The 19,290-nt window shown below is 38.4% G+C and carries 15 protein-coding genes and 1 pseudogene; 7 read left to right on the forward strand and 9 right to left on the reverse strand.

From position 1 onward, the window contains the following. Positions 1-183: 183 nt before the first annotated feature. From MSBRW_RS21200 to MSBRW_RS10490, 4 genes and pseudogenes are all read left to right on the forward strand, one after another. Positions 184-654, forward strand: a pseudogene (locus MSBRW_RS21200) (IS66 family transposase); the annotation flags it as partial. 350 nt (positions 655-1,004) lie between these two features. Next, positions 1,005-1,256, forward strand: a complete 252-nt coding sequence (gene purS / locus MSBRW_RS10480; RefSeq protein ID WP_011307700.1) for a phosphoribosylformylglycinamidine synthase subunit PurS — start codon at positions 1,005-1,007, stop codon at positions 1,254-1,256. A gap of 62 nt (positions 1,257-1,318) precedes the next feature. Continuing rightward, on the forward strand, positions 1,319-2,017 hold the full coding sequence (gene purQ, locus MSBRW_RS10485) for a phosphoribosylformylglycinamidine synthase I (protein ID WP_011307699.1): 699 nt from the start codon (positions 1,319-1,321) through the stop codon (positions 2,015-2,017). A gap of 484 nt (positions 2,018-2,501) precedes the next feature. After that, positions 2,502-3,527 carry a right-handed parallel beta-helix repeat-containing protein gene (locus tag MSBRW_RS10490; RefSeq protein WP_011307698.1) on the forward strand — a complete coding sequence of 342 codons (1,026 nt, stop codon included), beginning with the start codon at positions 2,502-2,504 and terminating at the stop codon, positions 3,525-3,527. Between the two features lie 148 nt (positions 3,528-3,675). Here the strand turns inward: MSBRW_RS10490 and rnhB are convergent, their stop codons facing one another. Then, complete coding sequence (gene rnhB / locus MSBRW_RS10495; protein ID WP_011307697.1) at positions 3,676-4,350, reverse strand: ribonuclease HII; 675 nt, start codon at positions 4,348-4,350, stop codon at positions 3,676-3,678. Positions 4,351-4,686: 336 nt separating this feature from the next. Here rnhB and pheT point away from each other — a divergent pair, with 336 nt between their 5' ends. Continuing rightward, positions 4,687-6,321: a phenylalanine--tRNA ligase subunit beta gene (gene pheT, locus MSBRW_RS10500; RefSeq protein WP_011307696.1), complete on the forward strand. Its 1,635-nt coding sequence runs from the start codon at positions 4,687-4,689 to the stop codon at positions 6,319-6,321. A gap of 620 nt (positions 6,322-6,941) precedes the next feature. Next, positions 6,942-9,128: a cell surface protein gene (locus MSBRW_RS20320; protein WP_011307695.1), complete on the forward strand. Its 2,187-nt coding sequence runs from the start codon at positions 6,942-6,944 to the stop codon at positions 9,126-9,128. Positions 9,129-9,243: 115 nt separating this feature from the next. On the opposite strand, the gene MSBRW_RS10510 is transcribed toward MSBRW_RS20320, so the two are convergent. The 4 genes from MSBRW_RS10510 to MSBRW_RS23465 form a co-directional block, all read right to left on the reverse strand. Then, complete coding sequence (locus tag MSBRW_RS10510) at positions 9,244-9,870, reverse strand: restriction endonuclease (RefSeq protein WP_011307694.1); 627 nt, start codon at positions 9,868-9,870, stop codon at positions 9,244-9,246. Between the two features lie 524 nt (positions 9,871-10,394). After that, a complete protein-coding gene (locus MSBRW_RS10515) occupies positions 10,395-10,709 on the reverse strand; it encodes a hypothetical protein (RefSeq protein WP_011307693.1) in 315 nt (104 codons plus the stop codon). Positions 10,710-10,775: 66 nt separating this feature from the next. Then, the gene (locus MSBRW_RS10520) at positions 10,776-11,573 is read right to left on the reverse strand and encodes a helix-turn-helix transcriptional regulator (protein ID WP_011307692.1); all 798 of its coding nucleotides are present in this window, start codon (positions 11,571-11,573) and stop codon (positions 10,776-10,778) included. A 339-nt stretch (positions 11,574-11,912) separates the two neighbouring features. After that, entirely contained in the window at positions 11,913-12,416 is a 504-nt protein-coding gene (locus MSBRW_RS23465) for a glypican family protein (protein ID WP_230669686.1), read from the reverse strand. On the opposite strand from MSBRW_RS23465, the gene MSBRW_RS10525 reads away from it, so the two are divergent. After that, positions 12,415-13,077 (forward strand): formylglycine-generating enzyme family protein, encoded by a 663-nt coding sequence (locus MSBRW_RS10525; protein WP_230669687.1) that lies wholly within the window; start codon positions 12,415-12,417, stop codon positions 13,075-13,077. The two genes, MSBRW_RS23465 and MSBRW_RS10525, sit on opposite strands and share 2 nt — an antisense overlap. A gap of 813 nt (positions 13,078-13,890) precedes the next feature. Here the strand turns inward: MSBRW_RS10525 and MSBRW_RS10540 are convergent. The 4 genes from MSBRW_RS10540 to nikR all read right to left on the reverse strand — a co-directional run bounded on the left by MSBRW_RS10540 (position 13,891) and on the right by nikR (position 18,602). Then, positions 13,891-14,100 carry a hypothetical protein gene (locus MSBRW_RS10540; RefSeq protein WP_011307690.1) on the reverse strand — a complete coding sequence of 70 codons (210 nt, stop codon included), beginning with the start codon at positions 14,098-14,100 and terminating at the stop codon, positions 13,891-13,893. Positions 14,101-14,149: 49 nt separating this feature from the next. Further along, positions 14,150-14,884 carry a hypothetical protein gene (locus tag MSBRW_RS10545; protein WP_230669689.1) on the reverse strand — a complete coding sequence of 245 codons (735 nt, stop codon included), beginning with the start codon at positions 14,882-14,884 and terminating at the stop codon, positions 14,150-14,152. A 595-nt stretch (positions 14,885-15,479) separates the two neighbouring features. After that, a complete protein-coding gene (locus tag MSBRW_RS10550) occupies positions 15,480-16,886 on the reverse strand; it encodes a glutamate decarboxylase (protein ID WP_011307688.1) in 1,407 nt (468 codons plus the stop codon). Between the two features lie 1,299 nt (positions 16,887-18,185). Next, entirely contained in the window at positions 18,186-18,602 is a 417-nt protein-coding gene (gene nikR / locus MSBRW_RS10560; RefSeq protein ID WP_011307687.1) for a nickel-responsive transcriptional regulator NikR, read from the reverse strand. Positions 18,603-19,290 lie beyond the last annotated feature (688 nt).

Below are 19,290 nucleotides of genomic sequence, written 5' to 3' on the forward strand. Positions count from 1 at the left end.
GACGAGATTTTGAGGAGAAGAAATCCTTATAGATTATGTCTTTTTACCGAACCGAAAAATTTCAGTCCTTATTTTCGTAGATCTTGCTTACAAATTATTTTTTACTCAGTTTTCGTTGTTCTCAGTAATTTTTACTTTTCCAGTTCCGGAACTATTTATAACATTATTATAATATTTTATAATTCAAAAGATATGAATGAGCTGTTATCTGAAATGAAAAAGTATACCGATGGGTATAAAGAGCAGGTCACAGATCTGAATTTTGAACAAGTGAAGCATTAGAAAAAAGGTTCAATGCTGTAATCGCGAAATGCATTGAAGAAAATCCACCTTCTCTAAATCCTGAAAAACAAGGAAAACGTGGTAAGCATCCAAAAACCAAAGCAAGGAATCTGCTTGATAGATTTATAGGACATAAAAAAGATTCTGAGATTCCTGACAGACTTGAAAATTCCGTTTGAGAATAATCAGACAGAAAGAGATGTCAGGATGATGAAACTACAGCAGAAAATATCAGTAACTTTCAGAATTAAATAGGGAGCAGAAGCTTTCTGCAGAATTAAAGCATATATTTCCACAATAAGAAAGAGTGGTTTACCTGCTTTAGAGAGTATTCTCGCGGCGCTCAAAGGAGCGACGCTAACTATGCCCTGAATAATTATGAGCCTATAAGCATTCAGGGCTTAACCAAAATTTTTATTTTTTTCATCCAGCTAGCAGGCAGCCAAAACAAACTGAAACCCATAAGATTAAATATGTTTTATCCTTATTTCCCTTGAAATCGGCGCTGGTAAGGCGATAAAAATCAGCTAACGCCCAAAAATAAACAAAAGGCACATTAGGGAAACCTAACACTATAATTCTTGCCAAAAAATAAATCAAATACTTTATAATTAGTATGGTGCAAACTGAGAATTATTTACCTATCTTATTTAATCCCGCATTCGAGTCACGAAAAGCGGGGACATTCAGTTAATTTCAAAATTTAAAATTGAGGCTTATAAATGCAGTACCAGGCAACAGTTAGAATTGAACAGAAAGCAGGTATGCTTGACCCTGAAGGCACTACCGCAAAAAGGGCTCTCGGACAACTTGGCTACCAGGTAAGTAACGTAAAGACCGCAAAGCTGTATGAAATCGTACTTGAGGCCGAATCTGTCGAGATTGCAAACCAGAAAGTTGACGAGATGTGCCAGAAACTTATTGCAAACCCAATTATCCATAATTATACAATCGATCTCAAGGAACTTAACTGAGGCGTGTGGATAAGCGATTGAGGCATAAGAAAAAGCCAAAGCTTGAAAATTGAGGGAAAAAAATGAAAATTGCCATACTTCAGTTCGGAGGCACAAACTGCGACCAGGACGTCCTGCATGTCCTTAAAGACGTTGTGGGTGTGGACGCCGAGACTGTCTGGTACAAACAGGAAGATCTGACAGGTTTTGACGGAGTCGTCGTTCCCGGAGGCTTCTCCTACGGAGACTATCTCAGGGCAGGAGCAATTGCAGCCCGCACTCCAATAATGAACTCAGTAAAAAAACTCGCAGCCGAAGGTAAGCCGGTACTTGGAATCTGCAATGGCTTCCAGATTCTTACCGAAGCCCGGGTGCTTGAGGGTGCTCTGACAACTAACGAGTACCCGAAATTCCGATGCCACTGGACGAACCTCAGGGTAGAGACCGTTGATACACCTTTCACCTCGAAGTTCAGGAAAGGAGAGGTTATCAGAATGCCCATTGCCCATATGGAAGGTCAGTTCTATGCCGAAGAGAAAACCCTGGCCGAGCTTGATGAAAATGAGCAGGTTGTCTTCCGCTATGTGGATGAAAACGGAAAAGTAACGGATGAAGCTAATCCTAATGGTTCTCTAGAAAATATCGCAGGAATTGTAAACACTTCGAGGAATATCTTCGGTCTCATGCCCCATCCAGAAAGAGCCTCCGAGTCAATTCTGGGCTCAGACGATGGCCTGCGGGTTTTTGAGTCTATGGTGGATTATATTACTGAGAACTTCTGAGAATTCTTATATCTTTTTAAGAAATTTTTAGGATTTCTAAAAATTATAAGAGTTTCGGAACATTTTTAGGATTTCTAAAAATTTCTGATATATATTTCAATTTTATTTTCCTATATTTCCGTATTTTTCTTTCCTTTTATTTTTCTGAATTTCTTTTTTAATCCAATTTCTTCAATTTTACGAATTTGCCCCTTTATACTCTATGTTAATTTCTTATATCTATCTTGAATTCCTTTTCATGACCTCTATTTTTCCTCAGACAATCAGGCTGGACTCATAATTTGATATTTTTTAGATTGTATCCAATTTTCAACGTCATGTGGATCTATTGAATATACAAATAAAAATAAGTTCAGGCTTATTTTTCAGAAAACATGTTTCAAAATCATTTTATTATCTGAGATTATTATTCATACGAGTTATTATAAAAACAGTAATTGTCTTTCTGTATATATAGTTTAGAATTAAGGGGAGTATTTAGTTCATGAAAAGAAAATCAATCCAAAACATCTGCATAATCTTTCTTCTTGTGCTGGGTGCAACAGCTACTCAGGTAAGTGCTGCGGTTCTTACCGTAGGCGTTAAAGGGGGAGAAAATTATACTTCGATTCAAGAAGCTGTCAATAATTCACAGAACGGGGATACAATTGTTGTAAGCCCTGGTATATACATAGAAAATGTAAACGTGAATAAAGAAATTGCAATTATCTCGAAAACTGATGTTTCGGGCGACAGGCTGAACCGTACCTATGTAATAGGCGCAGTTCCGACAAATGACGTCTTCAGTATTAACTCAAATAACGTGAAAATAACCGGTTTCCATATTATGGGAGGTCCTTCAGGAATTAATGCTTATCAGGAAGTCGGGCTTTACCTTGAAGGTGTGCAAAACTGCTCCTTAAGTAACAATACCCTGATGTTGAATGATGTTGGCATTGGCCTCAACAATTCTCAAGGCAATTTCCTTGACAACAATCGGATAGGTCTTGGATCTACAGGAATCATTCTTTCTAGATCAAACGAAAACAAGTTGTCAAACAACCTGGTAGAGACAAATGACGAGGGAATCCTTCTGGATAATTCTACTAACAATACTCTCATGAATAACACTGCAGAATCAAATGATATAGGAGTCCTCCTTGCTACTTCAAAAACTAACACGCTTGGATACAACTCCATTTCAAGAAACAGTTATGGAATAGTCCTTGAAGATATGGCAGAATCTAATACTTTGACTAATAACAGCCTGTACATGAATGGTCTTGGAATGTACCTTAGAGGGTCCACCGGAAATATGATTTCTCTCAATAAATTCTTCAACTTCATCAATGCCGTAGATGAAGGAACAAATTCCTGGAACAGCAGTTCAGCAGGCAATAAGTGGAAAGATTATAATGGAACAGATGCTGACGGAAACGGTATAGGAGACACTCCTTATGTTGTTAACCAGACAACCGGAAGCATAGATTACATGCCTCTGGCAAATAACGTTTCTTCAGGTAATCAATGAAATATATGTAGCAATTACACTGGAATGTCTTAAAGAGTACTCAATAAAGAAATCTGCTAAACATTTGCTGGTAAGATCTTAAAAACAAAAACGCTTTGCTTTTTTCTTTTTAATTTTTCTTTTTAATTTTTCTTTTTAATTTTTCTTTTCAGTTTTTATTTCCAGTTTTTTTCAGTTCTTCCCTGATATTTTCTACAGTCTGCCAGGACTGCCTGACAATTTCAGGGAACTCTCCTGAGTGCTCTTTTCCCCAGTTCAACAGGAATTCTTTTGTTTTTGGGTCTGAAGGGTAACCGCTTCCAAAGTCGAGGCCCCATTCTTTCTTAAGCTCCTCGATAAGCTCATCCCTGCGCACCTTCGCAATAATTGAGGCTGCCGATACAACAGGATAAGTAGCATCGGCCTGATGCATGGAAATAATCTCTATTTCTTTTGCATGGTCAGGGTTGGTTTTTGAATATTGCTTGCGGATGTTGGTTGCAAAACGTTCTGCATTGACATCAGCAGCATCGGCATATAAGAGGTCAGGCTTTAACTGTTCGAGCACTTTTGAAAAACAGACCACCATTATCTCATTCATTGTCATGATCTTGCGGAGCTCGTCAATTTGGGAAGGGCTGACCTCAAGAACAAAAAAGCCGTCTGCGTGTTTTTTAATTTGGGCTGCAAGTTGCTCCCGCTTTTTTGGCGTCAGTTTCTTGGAATCCGCAACCCCTAGCACTTTGAGGATATGCGCTCTGGATTCCTCAATTTTTACGCCTCCTATGCACATGGGCCCGATTACAGGGCCTTTTCCGGCTTCATCAATTCCTGCGATCATCATTTTTCGGTTGTCTCCTGATTTGAGGAAAGAGGACTTTTTTATTATTTATAAAAGTAGGTAAAGGTATACTTTACCCCACCAAACATCTGAAGTAAGAAGTTTCCAGAGCTTCAAGTCTCGCTCAAGTTATTCAAACACCCAACGAAACAAAAGCATTAAATCTAAAGTAGAGTATTTTGAGAGTTAAATTACAGTTATTCTCACGATGAGTTACACCTAATAGAAAGGATCTCTATACATTTTTTAATACATTATGTTCTTGATTCTTTCTAAATATTAAGTGTAAACGTTTACGATTGATATTAGATTTCCACATCTCTCGGGGATGAATTACCAATGCCAGTAATTACCTTACAGTACGACGACCTTGAAAAACTCACAGGAACCGATAAGGAAACCATTATAAAAAGAGCGCCCATGATAGGGGCCGATATCGAAAGAGTTGAAGAGGAATCTATAGATATCGAGTTCTTCCCTGACAGGCCTGACCTTTACAGTGTGGAAGGAGCAGCCAGGGCAATGAGGGGTTTCCTGGATCTTGAGACCGGACTGTCAAAGTATGAGATAAAGCCTCCAAAGGTTTCGATCTCGGTCAGCGAGAAGATCCTTAGAATCAGGCCTTTTCTTGGGTGTGCGGTTGTAAGGGGCATAAAATTCACATCCTCGTCCATAAAATCCCTTATGGATCTTCAGGAAGATCTGCACTGGGGGCTTGGAAGAAACAGGAAAAAAGTGTCTATAGGCGTGCACGACCTCTCAAACGTCAAGCCGCCTTTCAGGTATATGGCCGTTGACCCCGGTTTCAAGTTCGTGCCCCTGGACTACACCGAAAAAATGAGCATGACCGAAATCCTGGAAAAGCACCCAAAAGGCACAAGGTTTGCCCATCTTGTCAGGGGCTTTAAGAAATATCCAATAATTCTGGACTCAGACGATAATGTGCTGTCCTTCCCGCCTATTATTAACGGGACACTTACAAGTGTGACCGAGAGCACAACCGACCTCTTTATCGATGTTACTGGACTTGGAGAAGCCGTTTATACCGCCCTGAACATTGTTGTTACTGCCCTTGCGGAAAGAGGTGGTCAGATCGAATTCGTAAAGGTTGTCAGGCCCGACTCTGGAGAACTTATCCTGCCTGACCTTGAACCGAAAACCAGGTTCCTTACAAAGACTGAAGTAAGGGACCTTCTAGGCATGGAACTCTCCATAGAAGAAATCGTTAAACAGCTTGAGAGAATGCGCTTTGGAGCAAAAGCCCTTGACGAAGAAACCATCGAGGTAAAAGTCCCGGCTTACAGGGCCGATATTCTTCATAACTACGACCTTGTAGAAGATATTGCCAAAGGTTATGGATATGAAAATATCAAAGTAAAGATTCCTGAAACCTATACCCCAGGAAAGTCTCACCCGATTTCCCTGCTTCGCGCTCCCGTAAACGAGATAATGGTAGGGCTTGGCTACTATGAGGTCATGCCGTTTACACTTACCAGCGAAAAAATTAACTTCGAGAACATGCGCAGGCAAAAAACGGATGATGTTACCTATGTGCTTCACCCGATCAGCGAAGACCAGACAATGATCAGGACAACCCTGCTTCCGAACCTCCTTGAGATTCTTGCTTTAAATCAGCACAGGGAATTACCTCAGAAGATTTTCGAGTTCGGCGAGGTCGTAAATAACGAAATAACCGGCCAGCACGTAGCTGCAGTCTCGATTCACCCGCAGGCCAACTTTACCGAGATCTATGAGGTTGTAGATGCTCTGATGAGGGAAATGATGCTTCCCTACGAGGTAAAAGAGTCCGAAGATCCCGCATTCCTCGAAGGCAGGCGGGCTGACGTTTATGTCAATGGCAAAAAACTCGGAGTCTTTGGAGAATTCCATCCTGAGGTCATAAACAATTTTGCCCTTGGATACGCAGTTGTCGGGTTTGAACTTGACCTCAATGACCTTATTGGTCAAAGTTAATACCTCAATGACCTTATTGGTCAAAATTAATTTCAGAAGGTTAATTTTTCCCTACATTTCAATTAACCTTTTTTATTATGCTGTTTTTGTCACGCTTAATGCAGGAGACAGCCTTGCAAACAAATAGGAAAGAAAAGGAAAGAGAAGGCAAGTAACAATATAAATATATTTTTATTCGTTTTTACCGTATATTACAGCTCTTTCTGTCTTCTTTCCTCTTTTTCCTTTTCATTGTATTTTCTTTGAATATTATCAACAAATTAAGTATGAATAACTATTTTTTTATCAGTAGTTATTATATATTCTTATCTTTATATACTTATTAATGTAGTCTTACCAGTCATAGGTCTATATTTGTGTACCAATTTAGTTTTTGAAAAATAGCCCTATTGATTTTGATTTTAATATAAAGGACAATTGTGACTGCTAAATTCAAATAAGAAACGAAAAAACACAATTATTAGTCACAAGTAAATAAAATTAAGTCTCTTCGACATTCTCTATGGCTAAGATGATTTTCAATTCAAGACCGCATTGGCTTTTATAAGGAAATTATGAGAATATCCACACAAAACAACGAAGAACCAAAATTAACTTGCGAAGTAATGGGAGAATAACAAATGAAAACCAGAAGCGAGCTGTGTTCAATAGTTGTAGCTTTATTCCTTTTGCCTTTCACTTGTGCAACCGCATCAGCAGATATGGCACAGGGCATTGAAACTCAGATAACCACCGATGAATCCGATCAGGGAAGTACCCAGATCTATGGTGACAAAATAGTGTATGAAGATTTGCGCAATGGAAACTACGATATCTATATGTATGATATCTCCACGTCCACCGAAACCCGGATTACTACCAATGAATCAGCTCAGTCGGGACCTGTTATCTACGGAAACAGAATAGTGTGGTATGATGCACGTAATGGAAATGGTGACATCTACATGTACGACCTCTCCACCTCTACCGAAACTCCGGTAATCACCGATAAATCCGAACAGGGAGGCTCTTTTATCTATGAAGACAGGATAGTATACCAGGATTCGCGCAACGGAAACCTTGATATCTACATGTACAATATTTCCACGAAAGTGGAAACTCAGATTACCACAAACAAAGCCGATCAGTGGGATCCTGTTATTTATGGGGACTGGATAGTGTGGACCGATTCCCGTAATGGAAACTATGATACTTACATGTACGATCTCTCAACTAAAAAGGAAACTAAGATATCCAACGAATCACGAGTTGTGAATTTAGGGCGATCTAATATATATGCGGATAGAGTCGTATGGACAGGTGCAGATTCCACAGGACTCATTGATATTTACATGTATAATATCACCACCTCCGAAGAAATCCGGATAACTACAGGAAATTATGGTTCAGGCTGGTCTCCTAATATATATGGGGACAGAATAGTCTGGATGGATGGACGGAATGGAAACCAGGATATCTACATGTACGATCTTTCCACTAAGAAAGAAACTCAGATTACCACCAATGAATCTTTTCAGGGGTGGCCTGCAATGTACGGTGGCCGAATTGTCTGGAGTGACAACCGTAACGGAAACAGTGACATCTATATGTTTACTCTTGACTCTGGTGAGTTAAAGCCTCCTGAGATAGAGGGTACGCAAACTCAGATCACTACCAATAACTCAAGCCAATCGAGTCCCGATATCTATGGCGAACGAATTGTATGGCAGGATGATCGCAATGGATATTATGATGCCTATGTTTACGAACCGAACTGGGATATCTACATGTACGACCTTTCCACTTCCACCGAGTCACAGGTTACCTCCAATGAATCGAACCAGAGCGGTCCTGCTATTTACGAGGACAAGATCGTTTGGACGGATGACAGGAACGGTAACTACGATGTTTACATGTATAATATATCCACTTTCACAGAAACTCAGATAACTACCAATGAATCTAACCAGAGTATGCCTGCTATTTATGGAGACAGGATAGTCTGGACAGATGACAGGAATGGAAACCAGGATATCTACATGTACGACCTCTCCACTTCCACAGAAACCCAGATAACCACTAACGAATCAAACAAGAGGGGACCTGCGATTTACGGGGACAGGATAGTCTGGACAGATGAGCGGAATAGATATGAGGAGGACTACATTGTCAACATCTATATGTATAACCTTTCTACTTCCACGGAAACTCATATCGCAGGAGATGGAGGTTTTCGTGAGTATGGTCCTGTTATCTACGGGGATAGGGTAGTGTATATGAGTGAAGGAGCAGGCGATTTTGTCTGGACATATGATCTTTCCACTTCAGAACTAACTTTCATCGACTTCGATGCGTGGAGCCCGGACATCTACGGAAACAGAATAGTGTGGATGTCTGGAATGTTAATCTCAGACGTCTACATGTATGACTTCTCTACTTCCAGGAAAATTCAAATAACCAGCGATGACACAGTTCATAAAGGGGCTCCAGCTATCTACGGGAACAGGATAGTGTGGGAGGATGACCGCAATGAAAACACGGATATCTACATGTTTACTCTTGCTTCTGCTGAGTTAACGCCTCTGGAAAGAACGAAGGCTCTAAGGAACTATGTAGAAAATACTTATGAGTGCCATGTGGGAACAGAAAAAGCTCTTAATGAGCTTCTTGGTACAGCAGAATGTTTCTATGAAATGAGTGAGGATGCAAAAGCCGTTTCCATGATTAAGTCCTTTATTCATCTCGTTGAAAAAATGAAGGTATGCAAACAGATTTCTGCTTCTGAAGCTGATTATATGGTTAAGGAAGCAAATGGGATTATTGACTAGACAAAGGTTCAATAAGAGAGAAAAGGAAAATTTACAACAAAAGGTGTTAAATTTAATCAGTGCCTATTTTCTCTCCTCTTACTTTTTTCTGTTGCTTTTACCAGATCCTCTTAAATCACTTTTCTTTCAGCATTTTCTCCATTTCAGCTGCGATTTTTCGGACTTCGGAAATCTCTTCAGTCTCAGCTAGCCTGTAAGTAAGTTCAAGCAGCCTTTCTTTCAGAGAGCCAAGTTCATTAAAAGTAAAGTTAAGCTCTTCAAGAAGGACTCCCAGGTTTTTTATCTCAGTTGTCTCTGAAAATTTTTCAGGGTCTGCTTCTATAAGGGAAAGTGCTTCAGGAGTACTGAGGTCAACATCATATTCTTCCTCGAAATCTCCCTTCGGGATCGTTTTAGACCAACTCACACTCCTGATATGTCTGATAAAATCACTGATCTGCCGATACTCATAGTCTCCGGTAACTTTTCCAATCAGCATCTCGTTCCTGGTTTTGAGCGGTACTGCCACAAGGTCTCCTTTCTTTATTTTTGTGATAAATGAGTATATCTCTCCTGTCCAGGCAGAACTACGCTCTTCCTGCATCCCGGGATATTTCTCGAGCATTATTTTCTTTACCTGTACCTCATTTCTAACACCTGACAAATCCGGGAATTCAGCCCATCCTATTGTAATTACACTGTTTTCCAGAATCAGTTCTTCGTCTTCCAGGGTGCCTGCAGCTTTGAGCAACCAGAATTTCATGACCTGCCTCCTTTTTATTTTAATTGTGCCTTTTTCTAGAAATTCTACTTATATTCCCAATTTACTATTTTTCAGGTTTTTATAGGTCAAAGCGTAAAACCCCGAAGTCTTTGGCTTCGTGGTATATAAGCGTCAACTTCACAACCTTCTCCCGTTATTGATTCTGCATAACTATATAACCTTTTAAATTAATATAATATTTGCTATTGTCACCACAACCAAAATGCGAAAACCAAGCTGAGGAGTTGGATAACAGGGTAGCATTTGGAAATACCCAAAGGGATTGGGAAATTTAAGCCGGAGAAAACCGGAAGCGTTAAGCATCTCAAGTACAATCTCACGCTCATCTAATCTTTCACCTGTGGTACACGGGGCTAGATCCTGTATGACTTGTCAACATTGGTTGGAAGGATGACTCAGGAAGCCGCTAAATCTTTAGCTTAGCGGTAGTTCACAATTGGTTATAAATCAACCGTTGAGCCGCAACCGTTGCGCCGGTTGATCACGCCGACTACGCAGTTTTGCTAGGTTTTTCGGTCAAGCCTTTTTTCAAAAGGGTTGTGATCACGCCGATAGGGTTTGGAGATAAGATTTTCAAACTCAAACGTTCCTCGGGGTTTTCGCTCAAGCCTTTTTTTAAAAGGGTTGTTTGAAAAGGCTTGAGTGACATCCTTGATGCGCTTGCGGAGGCAATCACTGTAATAATAGGACAAAGGTACGAATTTCAGTATGTACCCGGCAAGTCCAAGAAAAACTCTGAATGACTGAATATCCAGTTGATTTTCTAATTCTTCGCAGGCTTGAATTTCAAGGGTAGAGCTTTCATAGAGTATGTCCACTTAGAGTATGTCCGTTATCTATTACTGGATGTCTGAATTAATATCAATCGGGGCCTTAATCAGGTGTTACTGAAGGAATGAGTTCTCATTCAGAGGTTCGGCTGCTTCCAGATAGTACCTGAAAAGTTCCTTTCCCCAGCATAGTGCTCTTTCCCCAAAAGACAGGATTAGCTGGTCCCTTAACTTTCCATTGTTTTCGAAGAGTTTAAATGAAACGATCTTATCCGTTACAATCAAGGATGGGATTGTTGTCGGCCTTCGTGATATAAAAAGCCTGGAGTTAACTGCTCTGGACAGTTTCTCTGCTTCTATACGATTATTTAAAAATAAACGCTGTGCAACACTTTCGGTCATACAGAGTACAATTTCAGCTCCCGTCTCCGCAAGTTCGGTATAAATTGAAGGAGCTTGAGGGTGAAAATAAGCGGCAAAGGTCAGGGTCTCCCTTGAGCTTAGAATACTATCCCGGAGTATTTTTGGGGTTTCAAAAAGGTGTCCAACGTCAGGTTCCAGTAGCTTGCAGTTCCCTAGTTCGCCGATTCTTTCCAGCAGGAACTCAGGAATCGAGCTTAAATCGTGGCTCATCCAGTATTCGGTATTTTCTCCTAAGGTCTCAGCCGTACTGAGCAGGGGCTGCATATTTTCAACTATTATCTCTCCAATCTCGGACAAACTGTAAATTTTGTCTTTTTGGGTTATCAGGCCGGAATCTTTCATTTTTTTCATGTGGAGCTGGATCGAACTGGCGTTCACGTTAAGTAATTCTTTTATCTCATCAACGTCTCTTGGTTTTTCCTTTAGGAGTAGTAGAATATCTTTTCTTCTGCCCGAAAAAAGAATCAGGTTAAGAAGGCAGTGTTTCATTTTTGCTCACTTCCGGTCTCTACCTTTGCCTCTATACCAATATCATAAAAACTTTTTGTTATGGATCATTGGTTTTTAACTATTTTATTGTATTTTATGTTGTATGCAGGGTTTGATCAGTACAGTTTTATTGGTTGAGTCTATCCCGAAACTCAAAATTTGAGTTTTGAATCTCGTATTTGGGACGATCAATTAGATACCTAATCACTAAAATGATCCTGAAAACTCATGATGATTTAGAATAAAATAGTTTTTGGGATAGGCTTGTTTTATAAGTAGTAACAACAAAAAAGATAAATCTTAAAGTATATTCCTTGTTCTTATAGTATTTTTTGGTTCTTAAATCAACGTGGTGAGAACACTGATTTCTGAAAAAAAATATTCTTCACACTGCAAAGGTTCTGAAGAAATTGAACCTCTAAGATCTGACGGTTTGGTTAATAGCTCAATCAGTAATTCAATCCACAGTTGTGGTGTTCCGGTGAATAACTCAATGAACAACGCAGTCCGTAACTCAATGAGTGACTCAATAAATAACCAAGCCAATGACCCAATAAGTAGTTCATTGAATAACTCATCGAATAACTCACTGAATAACTCCCTGAATAACTCATCGAATAACTCATCAAATAACTCACTGAATAACTCCCTGAATAACTCATCGAATAACTCATCAAATAACTCACTGAATAACTCCCTGAATAACTCATCGAATAACTCATCAAATAACTCACTGAATAACTCCCTGAATAACTCATCGAATAACTCAATCAAGACTTTGTCCGGTAGCTCAATAATTAACTCTATGGAGTTTATTCTGATTTCTGCCGGAGAATTTAACATGGGCTCTCCAATGCGTGAAAAACGAAGAAAGCTCTGGGAAAGCCCTGTGCATAAAGTAACAATCGAAAAACCGTTTTACCTTAGCAGGTACCCGGTCACACAGGAGCAATGGCAGAAAGTCATGGGTAACAATCCTGCATATTTTAAGGGCGAAAAGCACCCGGTTGAAAATGTTTCCTGGAATGAGGTTCAGGTCTTTTTCCGGAAACTTAATGCTCTTGAAAATGTCGATGGAATTTCCCGAATCTACCGCCTTCCAACTGAAGCCGAATGGGAATATGCAGCCAGAGCAGGAACTGAAACCGCTTACTTTTTTGGAGACGATGAATCGAAACTTTCAGAATATGCCTGGTTTCTGGAAAATTCCGGATTTGCAACCCATCCGGTCGGCTTGAAAAAGCCAAATCCCTGGGGGCTTTATGATATTTATGGAAATGCAGGAGAATGGGTACAGGATGAGTACCATATTAGTTACAAAGGCGCCCCGGAAAACGGAAGGGCCTGGGAAAACGCCCTTCCAGGTGTATCCACTCCAGTAAGAGTAAGGAGAGGCGGAGGCTGGAATGGAAATGCAGGCTGCTGTCGGTCGGCTGAAAGACTTTTTGCGGCTCAGGATAAAAGGTTAAACAGCCTGGGCTTCAGGGTGGTTAAGGATATTTAATTTCCAGTGAAATACAGCATCCTGTGTCGGGATTCGCCAGCGCAATTTTGATCTGGAAGAATCTGGAGAAATTCTTGTTTTCGGCCAAGTATAATTGTTGAGCTGCAACCGTTAAGATGTTGATTTCGTCGCTGCTGAGTTTTTCGGTCAAGCCTTTTTTCAAAAGGGTTGTGCTACAACCGTTGCGCCGTTTGATCACGCCGATAGGGCTAGGGAATAAAAAGGTATTCCATCTGCATGGTAAAGATTAAAAGTAATCGTTTCTCCTCGTTTCTCACGACCGGATGAGCCACGAATCTTTACTAAAAGTCTGACCATTGGGATATTTCAGAGCCTGCATCTTATCTAGTAGCCAAGCCGGTAAGGCACATAACTCTTTTGTGAATGGTATCTACTTCAATCCCTTCTATGTACTTCATTTCTATTTCAAATGAACAAAAAGGGCTTAAAAACCCTCAATTTTTAAAACAGAGTTAGAAGTGCGGTAAGCAGAAGTTTATTCGGAAAAGTATGCACTGAAATAAATGAAACCACAGGGACAGGGACAAGATTTGTCAAAAACGTCGCTAAAACCGAATATGGAAATGAGAAAAAAGCTGCAAAATCGAAATATGGGCATATGCAAAGCGCGTACTACAAACATCAAGCAAAGGAAACACACAAAGGCAAACTGGCAAACATTGAATTCGATATCGAGAAAGGGTTATACAAAGATCGGAATAAATAGCTAATGAGTTCTCTAACATACTAAGTAAACCCGTAAATTATAGGGATAAACAGACAACTTGGGGTCTTAAATTTAGTAGATCATTTTTAATTAATTTCTAACTTCACAAGAATCCAGTAGGCTAGAAACCCCAAAAGAAAAAATCCAATAAGCGATATTGTTATTAACGGATAGTCATGTACTCCATTTTTAGTTACGGCTTCTCCAATTTTTTGAGTTACAACTTGAGCAAGTACGACCATAGCAATACCCGTAAAAACTGGAATTAAAATCTTTAATATCTGTTTTCTTTCCATGTTATCACCAAATAAAAAAAGGCTGATTTTTTAATCAGCCGATACTCAATTAAATTGTATACCTATGACTGCCAATCTTCATGTAAACATGACCTGTTAGTGCTGTAGCTATGTTCGCGTAAGGTATTCTTACATCTAAGCTGCCATCTGAATTTGACTCATACCAATACCAGATTTGTACTCCTAAAGTGACCATTGCGCCCAATGCTATTGAAACAGCAAGTGATACAAATATACCTAATCCAGCAGCTAATGCCCCAGCTATAACTGAACTTCCATTTGCAAGAAGTCCTGCATCTTTTGGAGAGAAGTAGGTGTGCAGTCCACCTGTTATGGTAGTACCATACGTTTCAATATAACTTCCATTCGCAAAACTTGTCTTATACGCAGAGATTGTTGCTGCAACTGCTGCACTATCATTGAGACTTGTAGCAGATACGAGTTTTTTGGTTACTAATTCATTCGGATCTACAACAGCAAAATATATTTTGTTAGAATTCTTTTCATCTTTCCAGAAAATCGCGTATGCAATTGATCCATCATCTTTTTTGAAAGATACTATCTTTTCTTTATCGGTTTCTTTCAATACATTCATGTTTTTTGATGTTTCACTCACTTTTTCCATTGCTTTTTTGATGCCTTCTTCAGAAGTTGATACTTTGTTCGGATTTTTTGTTGCATCAGCATACTCTTTATTTTGTGATTCAGCTTGCTCCATCACAGTTGGTACAAAAGCAATACTCACAAGAAGTATTACTGCAAATATTGCGCCTACTATACTCACTATACCCACTATAGTTTCACACACTGTCTGTATTTTTTTCTCATGGTGAACTCCAGGAGGAAAAATCAGGCAAGTTTAAATACATATAAAGTTAATACAATTAATGGCTCTTAGGGCGTGTTTTATGGAGTTCAGTTACCTGGAACGTACTTTTGAACTCCACAAACTACTTTTTATTAACCCTCTTATAAGTTTTATATGCAAACTCTAGAATATATGCGATTTTTATACTTATTCGATATTTTCGACTCTGTTCCAAAGCCTAGTGATCTTTACATTTCTTGATTGGAAATCTGAATTAACAATCTGAATTAACAATAAGAATCCAGTTTTCATCAAAATAAATATTCGACATCTAAAGACTTCAACCCCAAAGTTGTATCTCCAGGATTGTGACCAATAACGAAATCTAGTGATTTTTTATTTTATGTTCATCACAGGATTTTGATACTAAGTCATATTTTCACTGGCAATGATTAAAACAGGGAGTTTGGGTGAAATATTAATGGCACCTTTCTACTTCTAATTTTTAGGTTTGTAATCAAATTCGGAGATCATATTTTTCAAAAAAATAAGTTTGCTGAGGTGCAAATTTTCAGCAAATATGAACCATACCATCATCAGGTGGGCAGGGTTTTTTTGTTTCGGATTTTCTACCATTTTCAAAAAACTGACATGCATTTTCAATATCGTTAACAAGAATTGCTGCCATGTCAGAAGTGAAGTTTTCTCTTACGACAATACGCATTATCTCGATATCTGCGGCATTTTCTGGAAGACAGTAGGCGGGAATTATCCAGCCCCTCTCCCTCAGCTTATAAGAGAGTTGCTGCAGGGAATAATCAGTTTCCTCTTTTTGTTTGAAAGCAATGATGGGAAGTCTTTCTCCTTTGTTCAGCATTTCGAAACGGCCCAGTCTGTCAACCTTCTCGGCGAGATCCTGGGAAACTTCAAGGATATTTTTCATTATTCTAGTATAGCCAGCTCTTCCGAATCTTAAAATATTATAATATTGGGCCACAACCATCGCACTGCCTCCTGAAAAGTTCAGGGTGTACGAATCTTCCATTTCTCCAAGGTAATTTACATGGAAAATCAGGTCTTCGGGAAGGTCATTTTCATCACGGAAAATCAGCCAGCCAAGGCCAGGATAAGTCAATCCGTATTTATGCCCCGAAACGTTTATCGATTTTACACTTTCCAATCTGAAGTCCCACTCAAAATCAGGTTCGGTAAATGGCAATATGAAGCCGCCACTTGCAGCATCTATGTGGATGGGTATGTCCCAACCTTTTTCTTTTTTGTATCTCAAAAGCAAATCATTAATATCCTTTACAGGATCGATTTCTCCTGTAAAAGTTGTTCCCAGAACGCAACCAACACAGATTGTGTTCTCATCAATCTGCTCTGAGACAGCGGCTGCCGAAATTTTACGTTCATCTTTGTCTATAGGAATTTTTCTAGCTTCGACGTCAAAGTATTTGGCAAACTTATCCCAGCAAACATGAGCGTCGTTTCCAAAAATTATGTTTGGTTTGCCTGTGCCTCGCCCTGAGTTTTTCCAGCTCCATTTGTGAGCCAGCAAACCCAACATTATAGCTTCTGAAGAGCCAGCCGTTGCCGTACCCATAAATTTGGTATGATGCCCATTAAAAAGGCGCCCAAGCATATTCACAATATTACTCTGGATAACTTTGTCAGTTTGAGGATATTCAAAAATATCTATGATATTTTTATTTATGTTTTCCATGACAAGCTTGTCTGCTTCCGGTTCCATCCATGTGTTGACAAAACTTGCCAGGTTCAGGAAGGGATTGCCGTCGAGGCTCTGTTCATCATGTACCAGTTGATAAGCAGCTCTCGGACTCATTCCCTCTTCAGGAAATTCGTACTTGGGAATTCCTTTTTCTTTGACCTGTGGGATATATCTGGCACTGTATGCGCCAACACGATACTTTTTAGACTCATCTAAAGTTTCCAGATTTACTTTCTTCGAAATCATAACTTCGACCCCTAAAACATAATTGTAAAACACTCTGCCTTTTCCAGCTTACTTGGAAGAATAAATAAAAAAATAAGAAATAACTGGATGCAGAGTTTATGCTTCTGATTAATGTATTATTTACTTCTTATACTTCTTATTATTCACTTCTACTTCTTATTATTCACTTCTACTTCTTATTATTCACTTCTACTTCTTATTATTCACTTCTTATACTTCTTATTACTTACTTCTTGTACTTCTTATTACTCACTTTTAGGCAGTGTCTCGAATTTGCTGTAAATTTGAAGTCAAGTTTTTACGTACTATGTAGATAACTGATCTTCCGATATGGAATTTTCTGCTCAATAACTTTTTGATATTTATGATTTTACAGAAAAATTGGCACACCACCCACTTTTATCATCTATCTGCTGATAAGACGTAGCCTTAAGACCTTCAAGAAAAATCTCAGCTTTCTCTTTATGAAAGAGATCAATGTCTTTTGTCAAGATTCAAGAAATAGTGGCTTTAGATATAATATGAACACCAATATTTCCAGAAATTCATGTTTTTGGCTTTGAAATATTAGCAACATGATTAAGAGTGATTATCAGAGATTTGATTCCGGGATCATATTCACCCTTTATACCTTGTGGCAATTTTTCTGTATATGTTTTGTGCTTAGAAGGACCCAGTACCAAAATCCAGTGATAAATGTAAAATTCAAAATCACTAGATTTTGTAATTGACCACAGTTCATGTGATATAACTCAGATGTTGAAGTCTTAAGATGTCGAATATTGATTTTGATAAATACCGGATTCTTCTTGTTAATTCAGATTTTCAATCAAGAAATGCAAAAATCACTAGATTTTGGAACAGAGCCGCTTAGAAGGAGAATAAAAAATTTCTATCTTGTAGTTAGTGTTCAAAGGCTTTATGGATATAGCTTCATATGGATATGTCTTGGATTATTACGTCTCTATAGCCTTTAAAATACTCATCGTCGGGTAAAATGGACTTATCAACTTTAAATATCTCAACTTGATGAATTTCTATTTTGTCCAGTTTAGATTTAGACTCTTTATCCTATGGAAGTTTTCTTTTTCTTCTCTCTTTTTCAAAAGAAATGTCTTCATTCTTTTTATATTCACGAATCTTACGTTTGGTTTGTTCATCTTTGAGTAAGTTGATTTCATCTCGGAGCTTCTGGTTCTCTGCTTTGAGGAATTCAATCTTTTTATTCTGTTATATTTTTTCATTAATCGAAAAGCCATTAATGCTTTTAACCATACAATTTGAAGAGAATACAGTGCATTATTTATTTAACGATATAGTTGTAAGCTTTGAGAACTTGACGCCTTTCAAGGCTATTATGGATTCAGCAAGTTCTGCAATATCTTCACCTTTTCCATTGAGAAAAATTAGTTCAAAACAATTTTCACAATCAAGGAAAACATGCACTGAAGATCTTATCAAGTGAGAATAGTTGTGCTGAATATTTGTTAAAACATTTGATAGGTCTTTTCTCGTATTGTCATAAATAACCGCAATTGTTCCTATACGATAGCCTTTAACGTCGTTTATCCATTCATAATGGTAAATATAACTCCTGATAGCATCTCTCATGCCTTCCGAGCGGGAAGAATAACCTCTTTTCTCAACAATCTCATCAAATTTACTCAGAAGGGTGTCTGGAAGAGAGACCCCTATTCTCATAAGTTCTGGTTCCATTATATCACCCACCATACGGTTTGACTTTAATTATGATGTTACATAATTTATTGTGTGTATTACTATATATGCTTTTTTCACATAGAGGTTAATATAAAATAGTTATATTAATTATAAAATTATGATTGAAGGGACTCAGTTCCAAAATCCAGTGATAAACATAAAACTAAAAATCACTAGATTTTGTAATTGGTTATAGTTCTTGTGATTATGCTTATGGATTGAAGGCTTTACATATCGAATCTTAATTTTGATTGGAAACTGAATTCTTTTTACGAATTCGGATTTTCAATCAAGAAATTTAAAAAATCACTAGATTTTGGAACAGAGCCGTTGAAGGGCACTTTAGTAATAGAAAGCAAGCAGGAAAAGGACGCTTTAGTAATAGAAAACAAGCATAAACTAGCATAGCCATTTTTTGTATGAGCCTATCATGAAACTCAAAATTTGATTTTTGAATCTCGTATTTGAATAGACCCCTTGAAAAATGATTAGTTTTTTAAGGGGTATTAATCCTTATTTGCCAAATATAATGAAGTGGCAGCCCTCCTCCAGTTAAGGTACATTCATTAAATGACCTATTTGCTGTTTAAATGACTTAAATACTTTAATTGTTAAATTAAACGTTGATTTATCCTTACTTTTAACATTAAATTTTGTATGGATGAAAATGACATCAGATGCCTTA

The sequence above is a fragment of the Methanosarcina barkeri str. Wiesmoor genome (assembly GCF_000969985.1).
Taxonomy (GTDB): domain Archaea; phylum Halobacteriota; class Methanosarcinia; order Methanosarcinales; family Methanosarcinaceae; genus Methanosarcina; species Methanosarcina barkeri_B.

Excerpts from the sequence above, each read along its gene's own strand:
- purS (WP_011307700.1), top strand. The coding sequence starts at position 1,005 with ATGCAGTACCAGGCAACAGTTAGAATTGAACAGAAAGCAGGTATGCTT.
- purQ (WP_011307699.1), top strand. The coding sequence starts at position 1,319 with ATGAAAATTGCCATACTTCAGTTCGGAGGCACAAACTGCGACCAGGAC.
- MSBRW_RS10490 (WP_011307698.1), top strand. The coding sequence starts at position 2,502 with ATGAAAAGAAAATCAATCCAAAACATCTGCATAATCTTTCTTCTTGTG.
- rnhB (WP_011307697.1), bottom strand. The coding sequence starts at position 4,350 with ATGATGATCGCAGGAATTGATGAAGCCGGAAAAGGCCCTGTAATCGGG.
- pheT (WP_011307696.1), top strand. The coding sequence starts at position 4,687 with ATGCCAGTAATTACCTTACAGTACGACGACCTTGAAAAACTCACAGGA.
- MSBRW_RS20320 (WP_011307695.1), top strand. The coding sequence starts at position 6,942 with ATGAAAACCAGAAGCGAGCTGTGTTCAATAGTTGTAGCTTTATTCCTT.
- MSBRW_RS10510 (WP_011307694.1), bottom strand. The coding sequence starts at position 9,870 with ATGAAATTCTGGTTGCTCAAAGCTGCAGGCACCCTGGAAGACGAAGAA.
- MSBRW_RS10520 (WP_011307692.1), bottom strand. The coding sequence starts at position 11,573 with ATGAAACACTGCCTTCTTAACCTGATTCTTTTTTCGGGCAGAAGAAAA.
- MSBRW_RS10525 (WP_230669687.1), top strand. The coding sequence starts at position 12,415 with ATGGGCTCTCCAATGCGTGAAAAACGAAGAAAGCTCTGGGAAAGCCCT.
- MSBRW_RS23465 (WP_230669686.1), bottom strand. The coding sequence starts at position 12,416 with ATGTTAAATTCTCCGGCAGAAATCAGAATAAACTCCATAGAGTTAATT.
- MSBRW_RS10540 (WP_011307690.1), bottom strand. The coding sequence starts at position 14,100 with ATGGAAAGAAAACAGATATTAAAGATTTTAATTCCAGTTTTTACGGGT.
- MSBRW_RS10550 (WP_011307688.1), bottom strand. The coding sequence starts at position 16,886 with ATGATTTCGAAGAAAGTAAATCTGGAAACTTTAGATGAGTCTAAAAAG.
- nikR (WP_011307687.1), bottom strand. The coding sequence starts at position 18,602 with ATGGAACCAGAACTTATGAGAATAGGGGTCTCTCTTCCAGACACCCTT.